We start from the raw sequence: 13,441 nt of genomic DNA on the forward strand, positions 1-13,441 counted from the left end.
ACGAGGCTATGAGCGATACCCCGCCACGGCTGGGCTGTCTAGGCTTCTATCGACAGTTCCAGTAAAGCGTAACTCAGACTTTTGCCGTGGGTGTCCATCGTGAGCGAAGTCGTTACGCCACCCATCAGCGCTTGCTGGCAAACGAACTGAAGGGCGGGTAAATTGGGCAATTCGTAACGGGTGATATCGCCCGCTACAATAGCAGCCAGGTGCTGTTTAACGGCCTCGGCCGTAACCTGAGCGCAGAGGAGCGCATAGTCGTCGGCGTTGTACGGAATAAGCGAGAGCGTCATTGTATTGCCTTTGTCGCCAGCCCGGCTGTGGGCAATGTCATAGAGTTTGATGGTCATGAATGATATAGCGTTACCTGTGGCGTTACTTGCTGGCGGTCAATGAGCGTCGACACGATGCCCACCAGTTCATGGATGTATTTACGGGCACCGCCCCCGCCTGCCGGACCATTGGTGTAAAGGGCTTCTACTTCTTCGCCAACCAAAGCCGCCTGGTGGGCTGTTGTTGCTTTTCCGGCCACCCGAAGCCGAATTTCGTAGGGGGCCGGGTAATGGCCGAAGTTGGTTCGGTGTACTGACGTGCTGCCAATGTAGTCGATTCGCAGATCGGTGAACCGGTCCTGAAGCCGCTCCCGGATGACAGCTCCGGCTAATTCGGCCCGGCCGAGGGCATTCGAACCGGCATACGAAATTTCGCCTTCGCCAATAAAACCGGCTTCGTACCCCACACTGACTTTCAGGGAGTCGGGCCGGGCGGTGCCTTGTCCACCCCACGCTCGGACCTGATTGAGCCCAACCTCAATCAGCCGCACCTGGGTGAAGTCGGCGGTTACGTCGGGGGTAATGTAGCGGCTGGGATCCATCACCTCGTAGAGTAACTGCTCTTTGGCGGTCGCCAGGCTCAGCACCCCGCCCGTACCGGCTACTTTCCCAAAAATGGCTGTGCCATCCGCCGACACATCGGCAAAAGGGTGGCCCAGATGCGCCATATCAGGTACGTCCTTGCGGCCCGGATCAGCGAAGTATCCGCCCGTAAGCTGACCGGCACATTCCAGCAAATGCCCGACGACCGTACCTTGTCCCAACGAGTTGTAATCGTCGAGCGACCAGCCGAATTCGTGAACCAGGGGGCTCAAAAAGAGTGACGGATCGGCTACCCGGCCTGTAATAATAATATCGGCAGACGTGGCCAGGGCCGGTAGAATGGCCTCCACGCCCATGTAGGCATTGGCCGACACCAGCGGACCCGAATCAGAAAGCGGCTTGCCCGTTTCCAATGCCGTTTCACGGCCAGAAAGCAGGCTGAACACGTCGTCACCGGTGACAGCCGCCACCGTAACCGAGAGCGACAATCGTTGGGCGATGTCGACAATTTTTCGGGCAGCCGCCAGCGGATTTGCCGCGCCCATGTTGGTGATCAGGCGGACCTTCTTTTCCAACAGCTGTGGCAACAGATTTTCGATCCGGCGTTCCAGCAGGGGGTCGTAGCCCAGTGTGGTATCCTGTCGTTTTCGTTTCTGCGCCAGCGCAATGGTGCGTTCGGCCAGACATTCCAGTACCAGGTAATCTAACTCACCTTGCTGAACCAGGATCAGGGCTGGTTCGAGCCGGTCGCCGGAAAAACCAGCTCCGCACCCAATTCGAACAGACGTTTTCATACGTGAATCGAGCCAGTTAACAGGGCTGCCAGCGTCATGACGACGGTTGTGCCAAAGGCCCATTTAAGAATAAATTTCTGGTGATCGCCTAAATCGACATCGGCCAGACCCACCAGCAGAAACGTAGACGCGGTGAGTGGGCTCACCGGAAAGCCCACCGTCATCTGGCCCAGCAACGCGGCACGGCCAATTTCCAGTGGGTCGATGCCGAACTGCGTGGCCGTCTGGCTCAGGATAGGGACGACCCCGAAATAATAGGCATCGGGCGTAAAAAGCAGACTGGCGGGCATGCTGGTGATGGCTGTCAGCGTGGGTAGCCAGGCCGCATGTTGCTGAGGAATCAGCGAAACGACAGACGTGGCCATCGCGTCGATCATTTTGGCACCGGTCAGGATACCCGAAAAGACGCCTGCCGCAAAGATCATACTCGATACCAGGAAGATATTGTTTCCGTGGCTTCGGAGCACTTTCTGCTGATCGGGCAAGCGCGGGTAATTGATCAGCAAGGCGACAATGGCCGCCGAAATGAACAACGCCGGTGCCGGTACCCATCCTTTCATAAGAATAGTAATCAGGGCTATGGTCAGGGCGGCATTCACCCAAAATAAGCGGGGACGACGAAACTGCCGTTGTTCGTCGGTGAGGCTTGCCTGATGTACGTAGTCCAGATCGCTAATACCCAGGCGTTTTCGTTCGTTCAGCCCGAACCAGTACGCTACGAAAAGCACCCAGATGATGCCCGCCACAATGGCCGGAATATTTGGGTTAAATAGCTGTGTGGCATCAGTTTTCAACGTCGAAATAGCCCGCGCCGATGTGCCGGACCAGGGCACCAGGTGCATCGGTCCTACACTCAGCGCGACGATTCCTGTCAGAATCAGCCGGTTGATACGCAACTGTTTGTAGATCGGCAGAAAGGCAGACATGACGATCATGAAGGTGGCCGTTCCATCGCCGTCGAGGTGAACGATCATGGTTAACACCGCCGTTCCCAGAATGACTTTCAGCGGGTCGCCTTTCACGAAGCGGATGATGGCCGCAATAATAGGGTCGAACAGGCCAACATCGAGCATCGTCCCGAAATACAACACGGCAAACATGAGCAGAATACCCGTTGGCGCGACCTGTTTAATACCCGCCAGAATCATCTCACCCAACTCTTTTGGGCTGAATCCGGCCAGAAATCCCATGATGATGGGGATCAGCACCAGCGCCGTCATAACCGACAGACGCTTGGTGATGATCAGCACCAGAAAAACAGCAATGGTGGCAAAGCCAAGTAGCGACAGCATATGGGCAGATAGGGAATTATTTGTTGACAGGATTTACTGCCGGGCCAACGTTCGGATTGACATGTTTTTTGCGGGAATTTTCGAGGACGTTTTTTGTCATCCCGAGGAATGACAAAAAATCATGTTAACCGTGTCGAAAAAAAATCCGTCAGAAGCCTACATCGATTTTCCCGTAGCGATCTGCAACAGTTCTTTATCGGGATGGCTTTTCACCTGATTCGTATTGTCGAGAATCATGGTTGCGCCGTTTTCGGGTGTGTAGGCGGGCCAGTTTGGTAAGCCTTTATGGTTCGGATTGCCCGTTTTGGCAAAAGAAATCCAGGCCCGGCTCATTTTGTCGGCCAGCGTATGCGCGGCTTTGCCACCGCCCGTCATTTCTTCGCAAAGGTCAATGTTGTCGAACACAAAGGGGAGTTCCATACAGTGCATGGACTTGTAGATACCATCCATTACCGGCGACTGCCAGGTAAACAGATACATATACACAGGAGCCGCTCCCGGAATGGCTTTTGCATTGGCCTGCTGAACCGTAAGCGGACGGAAATTGACATCGATGTCCGTGTAATCAGACGGCTTGACCGTTTCCGGGTACGCCTTTTTCACCGCTGTCATATACGCATCGGCCTTATCGCCATACTTTTTCTGCAGGTTGTCTTTGGCCCCTTCCATCGTCAGGTTGCGGGTGGCCGGATTGAACGGAGTAAACTCATTTTTGGTCGACCCTACAAGCAGCGGAATCGTTTTCGACAGCGCTATCGCGGCTGGTTCATTGGGCTGATACGGCAGAAAGCTTCCATCATGAACGGGCCCCCAGCCCAGTCCGGCAACTGGTTTTCCGTCGGCTTTCAACTTCTCGGCTACCGATCGAATGGCTTTTTTGCTGGCCGCATTCAGCCGCTCGTAGGCTATTTTTTGCAGGGAATCGACCTGATTTGGCTGCAGGTTTAACTCCGCGAGCAAGGCCGCACTTACTTTTCGGGCCAGGTCGGCTTCGGTGAAGCTAGTGATGTAACTACCACTTTGAACAATGGCTTTGTGAAATAAACCTTTCGCAGAAGGGGCATTCATGAGGCTGGTTACTTTGCCGCCCCCGCCCGACTGGCCGAAGATGGTTACGTTTGCGGGATCACCCCCAAACTGAGCAATATTCTGCTGGACCCACTGTAAGGCCGATACTAAATCCATCAGACCCGCATTGGCGGAATTTTTATACTTCTCCCCATAGGCGGACAGATCCAGATAACCCAGCACGTTCAAGCGGTGATTGAGTGTAACGACAACCACGTCCCCTTTTTTGGTCAGGTTTTCGCCATCGTACGACGGTAGCTCCACCGAAGAACCGGCCGTAAATCCGCCCCCGTGTAGCCAGACCATGACAGGACGGCCTTTTTTAGTGTTGATCTCGGGTGTCCAGACGTTAAGGCTCAGGCAGTTTTCATTGGTGTATCCCCAGTTATGATGAAAGGGAAATTCAATCTCATCGTAGGTGGTCGTGGTGACGTCCATCGGGCAAACGGGCCCGTAGGTCATCGACGAGCGAACGCCCGTCCACGAATCGGGTTTAGTAGGCGCCATAAAACGCTCTGCCTTGGCGTAAGGAATTCCTTTGAATGTAAACGTGCCGTTGTGGATGTAACCCCGAACCGAGCCGGATGCGGTGGGTACGGTAGCGATGCCTTTACCGGCCACAATGGGGTCGGTCGTTTCGGTTTTAGTTTGTCCAGCGGCCAGCAGTGGTAACACGATTACCAGCAGGGACGAAAGGGTTGTTTTGAATTTCATGAATGCTAGGGGTTGACTATTATGTTGAAAAATTGGGACACGCGAAAGCTTGTCATGGCAATGGGACGGCTTAGTTACTACTCAGCACTTTACTGAAAAACAGCACTTGATAGGGGAGGGCGTTTTGCCAGAACTCCCAGCTGTGGCCGCCGGGCCGTTCGCTGTAATCGTGAGGTGTCTGGTTGAAAACCAACCGACGGTGTAGCTCCCGGTTGGGCTCGATCAGAAAATCGTCTACCCCGCAGTCGATAACCAGTTTCAAGCCGTTCGTTTTCATCTTGTCGGCCATACCCACCACCGAATACGCAGCCCAGCCGTCGGGCGATTGGCTGAATGGCCCCAGAATTTTTTCAAATTCGGCTCGGATATTTTTGAACGCATCGGGCGGGAGTTTCCAGGTATTCATGTCCAGATTCAGTGCCCCACTCATGCTGCCAGCCGCGCAATAGAGGTCGGGGTGGCGCGTTGCCAGGTACAACGCACCGTAGCCACCCATCGACAGGCCCGTAATAACTCGGCCTTTGGGCGTACGAATGGTCCGGTACGTATTGTCGATTTTGTCGATAACTTCTTTTGTCAGGTAGGTTTCAAACTGGCTGTCTTTGACAATGGGGCTGTCCAGGTAGTAACTGAACACCTCGCCTTCCGGCATGACAATGATGAGATTGTACTGGTCGGCGAGCCGGTGAATCAGGGTTTTGTCGGGCGTTTTGGTGATCCAGTCATTAAAGTGGCCGTAGCCACCGTGGAGCAGGTAAAGCACCGGATAGGTCGTTTTATTTTTACCCCCGGATGCGTAGGCGTCGGGTAGCACGACCACCGCCCGCAGGTTCTTTTTCATAACCGCGCTGGGTACATCGAGCGAATCGACTTTGGCCGCCTGGAGCGGAAGGGTAAGAAAGAAACCAAAAATGAATAGTAACTGACGGAGGGAGGTTATAGGTTGCTTCACTATGTATGGACTGATTTGGTGATTTCTGGATATTAATACCTGGTTGACGCTGTTGTCAGGCCGCGTGGTGATAGTGGATTTTATTCGTTATTATTTTGTACAAAAAGAAGAGTAGTCAAATGTAGGCGAGCGTTCGGTAAAATCATCCTGCCAGGGGTATAGATATACCGGTATCAGGCTTATTAAATGAAGTCGTATCTTTCGGAAATTTTATGAAGGTTACGGAATTTTCATAAACGGCTAGAAATTAATAGATTAGATGAAAATAAAGACGGGTAAGGAGGAGGTCAGGTACTTACTTACGAAAGTCATCGACACGTATGAACGCGCGACAGGACAGCGCATTATACGAAATACCAATCCGAAAAATTACGAGGGCATTGCCAGGGTACTCAGTTCGATCAGTAACGAATTGCCAAATACGGCCCAGGTTCTGAACCACGAGGCCTATCCGCCTGATCCCAACCCGAAACAGGTAGATTATCCGCATCGGAAGTACGACATAACGGGGGTGCAGGTAAAAGATGCTTTCCATCAACTCGTGGCTAATCCGCGCTCATTTCTGATCGATGCCTGTTACATTTACCTGTATGGCGTTGGCCGAAAGGGGTTCACCCAAAATCCGCAGGATGCCAATCTGATCGAAGGTGTCGATGCGTCCGTGGCACTACGATTGGATGAGCAGGAAGCACTCCGGCAGCAACTGGCCACTTGCCAGCAGGAAAAAGAAGCGTTGACAACCCAGTTGAAGGCTTCTTCCCGGAAAAAGGCACGGGTCTGGTTGATCGGCTTACTTAGTTGTCTGGGCTTACTTGGCGTAGTCACGGCGCGCTGGATCGCCGACCGGAATGAATGGGCCACCATTCGGCGCGACCTGAATATTCTTCCGTACCAGCCCACGCAGGCTGAAATTGACAGTTTGTCGGGTATCTGGCTGTATTACACGGGAGCGCCCCAGGCAAGGGCCAACGATCCTAACCGATTTCATCAGGTGGCCAACAACCTGGTGGAGATCATTTACAAGGACGGTTATTTTATTTTCAATCGACACGGGGCGAACATCGACCATATTGGCTACATGCAGTTTGAAGCACCGGCGCTGGTCTCCATCTATTCGCGGGTGAAGAACAAGAGCGGCAACGTGGAGTCACCCATTCATGCCCTGTTGCGCCTGGATAAAGGGAAGCGTTACCTCACCAGCATTGCCACCACCTGGAGTTTCGATATGGGAGACGGCAACGATATGATCGGCATCCGGAATGTGTTTATCAAACAGGGTCAGGGCGGATCACTGGAGGAGGTAACCAATACGCCGGAAAACGCCAATTGCCATTGTAAGATCATGAAATGGGTTCAGCCAGACAACCGGACCAAAACGTTCCAGTTGAAATACCGCTTGCTGGATACCCTGGCCAACGAATCCTTAAAAGCACTTATAAACGAGAAGAGTATTCTCCTGCGAGAACCCCGTGATGGCGTTATTCTTACCCCCGCCCTGGGCAAACACCCGTTTTAAGGGTCTATTCATCATTACCGTAGCTGGTCCGCCAATTCCCGGCGATACGTAAGCCCAACGGGAAGCGAGGCCTCGCCCATAAAACTTCGTTGCCGCTCAGGCGCATGATTTTGTCGAGGGAAACCAGATATGTCAGCTCAGAACCCAACTGGAAGTGAGTCAGAGTCAGCGGGAAGCGGGCGGCTGGCGGTAGCAAATACCGAAGGAGAGTAACCAAATTTTTCGGACAGGATGTAGTTTTTGAGTATAACTGGCTACTAACTGGTAGGTTACAGTGTAAAACCTTAACGTATCAGGACGATGGCCGCCCAGTTGGAACAAGCCTTTCTTAACCAGATCAATGACCACCTGGGTATTGCCCATAAGGTCTGCCGCTTATACTGCCAGGACCAGGAGAATCGGGCCGATCTGTTGCAGGAAATGTTGTATCAGCTTTGGAAAGGGTTTCCAAGTTTCGGCGAACGGTCAAGCTTCACCACCTGGATGTACAGGGTGTGTTTGAACACGGCCCTAACCTGGCATAGGAAATCCAGCCGCACGAACTGGGAAAGCCTTTCGCTCCGTCACCAGCAGATACCGGAGCAGACCGCTGGTCCCGAGGAAGAACAGCGGCAGGCACTTTTTCAGGCCATCGCCACCTTGTCCCCGTTAAACAAAGCCATTGTGCTTCTGTACTTAGACGAGGTGAGCTACGACGAAATCGCCACGATTACCGGCCTGACAAAATCCAATGTGAGCGTGCGGTTGGTACGCATCAAAAAGGAACTGGAAGCACAACTCAAAAAACAAGCAAACTCGCCTGATAATGTCAACTCTTGATCAACTTAAGCACCACTGGGAGCCATCCAACAAAGCCTCCGCTGCTGATGGGCAGCTGCTGGATGAAGCCTCCCTCCGGAAAATCGTCACGTCCAGGGTAGGTAAGCATACGAAAGCCAGTTTTCGTTATTTCTGGGCTTCGTTTACTCTGCAACTGATCGTTTATGCTATGTGTAGCCACCTTATCGTTAAATACTGGTCACAACCGAACATTCGTTTGCTGAGCCTGTCGGCTATGCTGTTGTACCTTCCCTTTACCATTGTTCTGATGAACAAGTTTAAGCGAGTCGCTAAAGGTCGGCTTACGGGTAAGGAGCCGTCGTCGATTCGCGACTACGTATCGGAGCAGTACCAATTACTGAACAGCTTTTTTACGTTTAAGAAGCGGTATGAGCGGCTGCTCATACCGATCAGTGCGGCCATCGGGGTTATCCTGGTTTTTACGATATACGTACCGGGTGGCGTACGTACCTACCCCGTGGGGGCGCTCATTACCTATGTTGTTACGCTGTTGTCCTGCTACGGAGCTATTCGTAGCGAAAACAGAAAAAGTTTTGTCGAACCGCTTCAGCAGTTGAAGTTGCTGCTGCATGAGTATCAGGAGTAAACCTGTTTATCGGGAACATAAGCCGGATTCTGCCGTTGTAAAGGTTATTTTCGTCAAAGCTCTGTCTTTCTTGAGGCTAATTGCCGGTTGAGAGATCATCATTACGAATGCCGCGCTTGCTCTTTTTGATTGATTCCTTAAGCTTTCCGAATGTATAGTTCAGACTGCCCGTGAATGACCGGAAGTAATCCCACCGGAAATTATTCTGCTGAAAATCAGGACCGAATGTACTGGTGCGGTTTTCCCGGTAAGTGCGGAATGGATTGCTGATCGAAGCCGCCATCGATAATTTGTCTTTGATCAGGTCTTTGTTGACACTGAATGAAGAACCCACCAGGCTATTGGTCTTCCCCTGTAAGTTTACCCCGGGTCCATTCAACTGCAGATTGGCCGTCAGCCGCCAGTCTTTGGAGAGTCGATAATTGGTCGAAGCCGCGATATTGTACATGAATCCTGCATTCTTAATCAGCACACCATTCACTAAACCCCGCACCATCCCATACGCGACCCGGCTGTTGACACTCACTGTCCACCGTTTAGTAATCGGATAATTGAGGTTCGCGAATGTGTTTGGGAGCTTCGCCGTACCGGTGTTTCCATAGGAGGTCCGCGTAATTTTTGTGGTTGAATCATAAACGGAAACCTGAAAAACGAGGTCCCCGAAAAATGTGAATCCCGTTCCTATAGACAGTTGCGCTTTTCTGGCTCCCCTGAACGTGATCTGGATGTCATTGACCAGCGCAGGCCGAAGATCAGGATTGCCGGTTCGCTCGAAATTCGGATTGGAGCGATCGACAAACGGATTTAGCTGGTTGATGCCCGGCCGTTGAATCCGTTGTGTATAGCCCAAGGTCAGGCCGCCTGTATTCTTGAATTTCCGATTGACCGACACCGAAGGAATCAGGTTGACGTATGTTCTTTTTACGCGGGAGTCAGACGAAATAAAATCGGCATCAATAACGGTCTGCTCTATACGCAGGCCTGCTTTCACCCCCCAGCCTTTGGCGGCATACTGATAGGAGGCATACCCGCCAAACACATTCTGCGTATTTCTGAAGCGGTTACCGATCGTCGGCTGAGTCACAAACTGGCGTGTTATTGAATCCACCACAGCGTACTGGAAATCACTTTGGTTATTCCGTACTATTCCTTTCAAACCCGCTTCGATCTGGTGTTTCTTGAGCGGATGAACATAGTCTGCCTGAACGGTTTGTTCCGTAAAACGCTGGTCATTTACCTGCCGATAGTCGGGCATGGTGTAGTTCACCCGGTTGGTAATATGCAACGTACTTTGCTGTTGGTCAGCATACGATAAATACCGGTAGGAAAAGGTTAGCAAACGGGCTTTATCCGTCCGAAAGCTGCGTTGATAATTCAGGGATGCGTCTACGCCGTTGCCATTCCCCCGGCGATTCGTTTCCAGATCATACCCCTGCCGCCGAATATCCGAGTCCATCAGGGTACTGGTTTGCAGGGCGTTGCCCGTTAACTTACTGCCATTCAGGTTAAATTGGGCAGAAAGCAGGTTCAGCGTATCGATCTCATAACTCATTTCGTAACCCAGGTAGGCCGTTCGGTTCTCCGACCCTGACGTGCCTTCCTGCAAAAGCGTAGTCGGTTGTTCTCCTGTAGTTGTTCGCTGAACACCAGCCCGGATGGGGAGATTGTGTTGCCGACTGGCTCCACCAAAAGCAGAGATACCGAATTTGCCCAGCTTGGCCGAAATTGATCCGCCCAAACCAGGCCCACCCGTAGGGAATCGTTCGCTGAGGTTGAGAGAACCGTTGTAGCCAGTATCCAGCTTTTTGGTGGTGATGATGTTGATGATTCCCGCCAAGCCTTCGGCATCGTATTTAGCCGGGGGCGAGGTAATTACTTCGATGCGTTCGATGGACGATGCGGGCATACTCCGCAGAATATCCTTGTAGTTTCGCTCCATCATACTCGACGGTTTCCCATTGATCAGGATCTTAACATCGCCGTTCCCTTTCATCAGAATAGTATTCTCCGCATCCAGCGAAAGCAGCGGCACCTTTCGCATCATCTCCAACACATTGACTACTTTGCTTTCTGGATCAGCCTGGATGTCGTAGGCAATCCGGTCGATCTCCTGCTTTACAATCTGTTTCGTCGCCGTTACGGCCACTTCGTTCAGCCCCACGACGTCTGGACTGAGCGGTATATCACCTAATTCGTTTGTTTTTTGACTGGAGTCTGTCAGCTCAACCGAAATCCGTTTGCTCCGATAACTCACGCCCACCATAGCCAGCGAGTAGCTACCAGAATCCAGACCTGAGAACGAAAAGGAGCCATCCGCTTTAGAGTAATCTGATTTCAGGACGGTTGTTGGTTTTTTTATCAGATAAACCGTGATGAATGTCAATGGGTTATGGTTGGCTGAATCCGAAATGGTTCCGCGAATGGAATAGCCTGCTGCTTGTTTTTGGGCAACCCCAATGTGCACACATAAGAGGAGTATTAATACCAAAAGTATATTGATGATTTTCATAGATTTAGGGGCTAATCGATTGAAAAGGACAAGGCGATCCCGATAAGAGATTCAGGCTCTTTTACGGAAGAAATCACAGAAACAGAAAGGCTGTTGGTTGTACCCGATAAGAATCAGGCGGGGAAAGGATTATCTAGCTTTATCGGCCGTCAAAGGTCGGGAGAGAGTTCAACGGGGAGTTACTTTTTCTTGGCCAACTGCTGTTCAATAATGAAGTTGAGGATTAAGCTGAGCCCCCCGAATAAAAATACCATGGACAGGAAAGAGGTGCCTTTGCTGAATCCGTAATAGTCGTGCAGAATATCCCCAGCGATCATTCCGATGGCAATACCGACGAATAGCATGCCGAATTTCAGGGTATGCGAAATGGATTTATTGCTCGAAAATATGGACGCATCGACCCCCCGTTCGATCATGGCCATCCGCTCCCGGGACCGTGTCATCAGGAATACATACACGATTCCGAAAATACCGGCAAATGCGCCAAGGGCTATAAGTATATGTTTTAAGTCGTCACCACTCATATCGTTATTCGTCTGTTAAGTTTAATTGACTGATTTTCGCCCATATGACAGGCGAAACAAAAATTGGGTTACAGCTTTTGACAAAAATTTATGCCTGAAAATAAACTAGGCTTAGGCTGTAACCTCCTGTTGAAAACGAAGGTCTAATGGGGCAAGTCGCGTAAATGGATTGTCAAATTAATCAATCGGCTCGTGAAGCAACCGGAAGATCAGGTCTATATCGATAAAGTTAAACATGGAGACTCGGCTTCCTATGCGTTTCTGGTTGATCGGTATAAGCACATGGCCTTCACGATTGCGTTGCGCGTCATGCGAAATGCGGAAGATGCCGAAGACGCTGCGCAGGAAGGGTTTGTCAAAGCGTATCAGCAACTTCACCGGTTCGAGGGGAAATCGAAGTTCTCCACCTGGCTCTACACCATTGTTTACCGGGTGGCCATTACCAAGCTGGAGCAACAGCGAGTGGCAACGGTTCCAATTCGCGAGGAAATTGCCGAAGTCTATGAGCCTCAATACCAGAGTCCTCAGCTGGAACATTTGCAGGCCTCCGAACAGCAGGCATACATCAAAGAGGCTATCGGGCGATTACCAGCAACAGAAGGATTAGTCATCACGTTGTATTACCTTGACGAAAAGTCGATCCGGGAGATTGAAGAAATCACCGGCTTATCGGAAGCCAATATCAAGGTAAAATTATTCCGGGCCCGAAAAGTTCTGGAAGAGCAGTTGCGTTTTTTATTGTAAATGAACCGATTGTCGATGTAACCTGTCCGTTGATTTATGGAGGACGAAAGAGAAAATAGGTTCCGGAGGCTGGTCCAGAAAGCTGGTCCCGACAAACCGGGTGCTGACTTTACCAGGGCCATCATGAAACGGGTGGAGGCTGAATCGGAACTGGACGCGGTCCGCGAAGCCGCCCTGATTCAGCTTTTACAGGCACATACCCTTGTCGAGAAGCCGTCGGCTGCCTTCACTCGTCGGGTACTGCAACAGGTCGTGGTTTCGCAGCCAAAACCGCTGGCGCCCATCATTCGCCCCAGCGTATGGTATATGGTGGCCGCATCGCTGTTGTTGATCGTGCTTTTCTGCGTGCTTCTCCTTCCTGCTGCTCCTGCTCAACCCACACCGTCGGACCTGGATCGTTTTCTTTCCGGCCTGGAAGGAACCCTCGATGCCCTACCCGTTAGTTACCCATTGACCATATGCGCCGTCAGTGTTCTGCTGGTAGTCGATTATTCTGTAAGGCAGAATCTAACGGTAAAGTATTAATCAGGCGATCGTTAGGTGTCAGATAGGCGGTAAGTAGCTGAGCCTAAAGGTATCCACCGGGAAACCTCGTACGAACCAAAGGAGCGGTGCCTTGGTAGATAAAGATCAAATGTCCTCATCACGGCTGCTGTCAGGAAACCAGGGCTTCATCTTGTCCAGAAATAAAATTATTTAGGTGAATATAGTTGATTATCAGTTGTCTATTACTATTAAGTATCTTACTGTAATACTTCTATAATATTTGCTAAGACCTGTATTTTCGTGTAGTAAATGAAGGTGACCTTGGCTTCATCTATAAGCTAAGATTATGCCTGCTTTTGGCCGGGCAGAATCTTCCGGTTCTGTTTGGTTTGCTGAACAGTGTGGTGAATGTATTTGGCGCATGGGTCGGCATCATCGATGGCGTAATCGGGAAGGAGCGGTTAGCTCTTTCACCGATAGCCTTCTTTTTTGCTTTGTAAAATAATTCACGTGAATTATTTTACAAAGCAAATCTTAGTTC

General features: G+C 51.1%; 12 protein-coding genes. 5 read left to right on the forward strand and 7 right to left on the reverse strand.

The window, feature by feature from the left end; genetic code table 11:
- Nucleotides 1-38 precede the first annotated feature (38 nt).
- The 5 genes from ACYU8Y_RS05295 to ACYU8Y_RS05315 form a co-directional block, all read right to left on the reverse strand.
- The gene (locus tag ACYU8Y_RS05295; protein WP_460934925.1) at nt 39-350 is read right to left on the reverse strand and encodes an AtuA-related protein; all 312 of its coding nucleotides are present in this window, start codon (nt 348-350) and stop codon (nt 39-41) included.
- Nucleotides 347-1,669: an acyclic terpene utilization AtuA family protein gene (locus tag ACYU8Y_RS05300; RefSeq protein ID WP_460934927.1), complete on the reverse strand. Its 1,323-nt coding sequence runs from the start codon at nt 1,667-1,669 to the stop codon at nt 347-349. The genes ACYU8Y_RS05295 and ACYU8Y_RS05300 overlap by 4 nt, the downstream gene beginning before the upstream one ends.
- Nucleotides 1,666-2,961 (reverse strand): CitMHS family transporter, encoded by a 1,296-nt coding sequence (locus tag ACYU8Y_RS05305; RefSeq protein ID WP_460934929.1) that lies wholly within the window; start codon nt 2,959-2,961, stop codon nt 1,666-1,668. Before ACYU8Y_RS05305 ends, ACYU8Y_RS05300 begins: the two co-directional genes overlap by 4 nt.
- Before the next feature lie 156 nt (nt 2,962-3,117).
- Nucleotides 3,118-4,743, reverse strand: coding sequence for a carboxylesterase/lipase family protein (locus ACYU8Y_RS05310; RefSeq protein ID WP_460934931.1), 1,626 nt, complete (start codon nt 4,741-4,743; stop codon nt 3,118-3,120).
- A gap of 70 nt (nt 4,744-4,813) precedes the next feature.
- Nucleotides 4,814-5,695 (reverse strand): alpha/beta hydrolase, encoded by an 882-nt coding sequence (locus ACYU8Y_RS05315; protein WP_460934933.1) that lies wholly within the window; start codon nt 5,693-5,695, stop codon nt 4,814-4,816.
- A gap of 259 nt (nt 5,696-5,954) precedes the next feature.
- On the opposite strand from ACYU8Y_RS05315, the gene ACYU8Y_RS05320 reads away from it, so the two are divergent.
- The 3 genes from ACYU8Y_RS05320 (at nt 5,955) to ACYU8Y_RS05330 (ending at nt 8,637) form a co-directional block, all read left to right on the forward strand.
- The gene (locus ACYU8Y_RS05320; protein WP_460934935.1) at nt 5,955-7,211 is read left to right on the forward strand and encodes a hypothetical protein; all 1,257 of its coding nucleotides are present in this window, start codon (nt 5,955-5,957) and stop codon (nt 7,209-7,211) included.
- Nucleotides 7,212-7,511: 300 nt separating this feature from the next.
- Nucleotides 7,512-8,030: an RNA polymerase sigma factor gene (locus tag ACYU8Y_RS05325; RefSeq protein WP_460934937.1), complete on the forward strand. Its 519-nt coding sequence runs from the start codon at nt 7,512-7,514 to the stop codon at nt 8,028-8,030.
- Entirely contained in the window at nt 8,017-8,637 is a 621-nt protein-coding gene (locus ACYU8Y_RS05330; protein WP_460934939.1) for a hypothetical protein, read from the forward strand. Before ACYU8Y_RS05325 ends, ACYU8Y_RS05330 begins: the two co-directional genes overlap by 14 nt.
- Before the next feature lie 76 nt (nt 8,638-8,713).
- On the opposite strand, the gene ACYU8Y_RS05335 is transcribed toward ACYU8Y_RS05330, so the two are convergent.
- Nucleotides 8,714-11,146 (reverse strand): TonB-dependent receptor, encoded by a 2,433-nt coding sequence (locus ACYU8Y_RS05335; protein WP_460934941.1) that lies wholly within the window; start codon nt 11,144-11,146, stop codon nt 8,714-8,716.
- Nucleotides 11,147-11,325: 179 nt separating this feature from the next.
- The gene (locus tag ACYU8Y_RS05340) at nt 11,326-11,670 is read right to left on the reverse strand and encodes a DUF6249 domain-containing protein (protein ID WP_460934943.1); all 345 of its coding nucleotides are present in this window, start codon (nt 11,668-11,670) and stop codon (nt 11,326-11,328) included.
- A gap of 192 nt (nt 11,671-11,862) precedes the next feature.
- Between ACYU8Y_RS05340 and ACYU8Y_RS05345 the strand changes: the two genes are divergently transcribed.
- Together ACYU8Y_RS05345 and ACYU8Y_RS05350 are read left to right on the forward strand one after the other, a co-directional pair.
- Nucleotides 11,863-12,414, forward strand: coding sequence for an RNA polymerase sigma factor (locus ACYU8Y_RS05345; protein ID WP_460934945.1), 552 nt, complete (start codon nt 11,863-11,865; stop codon nt 12,412-12,414).
- Nucleotides 12,415-12,450: 36 nt separating this feature from the next.
- Complete coding sequence (locus tag ACYU8Y_RS05350; protein ID WP_460934947.1) at nt 12,451-12,939, forward strand: hypothetical protein; 489 nt, start codon at nt 12,451-12,453, stop codon at nt 12,937-12,939.
- Nucleotides 12,940-13,441 lie beyond the last annotated feature (502 nt).

The sequence above is a fragment of the Spirosoma humi genome (genome assembly GCF_054776575.1).

Excerpts from the sequence above, each read along its gene's own strand:
- ACYU8Y_RS05295 (WP_460934925.1), bottom strand. The coding sequence starts at position 350 with ATGACCATCAAACTCTATGACATTGCCCACAGCCGGGCTGGCGACAAA.
- ACYU8Y_RS05305 (WP_460934929.1), bottom strand. The coding sequence starts at position 2,961 with ATGCTGTCGCTACTTGGCTTTGCCACCATTGCTGTTTTTCTGGTGCTG.
- ACYU8Y_RS05325 (WP_460934937.1), top strand. The coding sequence starts at position 7,512 with ATGGCCGCCCAGTTGGAACAAGCCTTTCTTAACCAGATCAATGACCAC.
- ACYU8Y_RS05350 (WP_460934947.1), top strand. The coding sequence starts at position 12,451 with ATGGAGGACGAAAGAGAAAATAGGTTCCGGAGGCTGGTCCAGAAAGCT.
- ACYU8Y_RS05330 (WP_460934939.1), top strand. The coding sequence starts at position 8,017 with ATGTCAACTCTTGATCAACTTAAGCACCACTGGGAGCCATCCAACAAA.
- ACYU8Y_RS05320 (WP_460934935.1), top strand. The coding sequence starts at position 5,955 with ATGAAAATAAAGACGGGTAAGGAGGAGGTCAGGTACTTACTTACGAAA.
- ACYU8Y_RS05335 (WP_460934941.1), bottom strand. The coding sequence starts at position 11,146 with ATGAAAATCATCAATATACTTTTGGTATTAATACTCCTCTTATGTGTG.
- ACYU8Y_RS05340 (WP_460934943.1), bottom strand. The coding sequence starts at position 11,670 with ATGAGTGGTGACGACTTAAAACATATACTTATAGCCCTTGGCGCATTT.
- ACYU8Y_RS05310 (WP_460934931.1), bottom strand. The coding sequence starts at position 4,743 with ATGAAATTCAAAACAACCCTTTCGTCCCTGCTGGTAATCGTGTTACCA.
- ACYU8Y_RS05300 (WP_460934927.1), bottom strand. The coding sequence starts at position 1,669 with ATGAAAACGTCTGTTCGAATTGGGTGCGGAGCTGGTTTTTCCGGCGAC.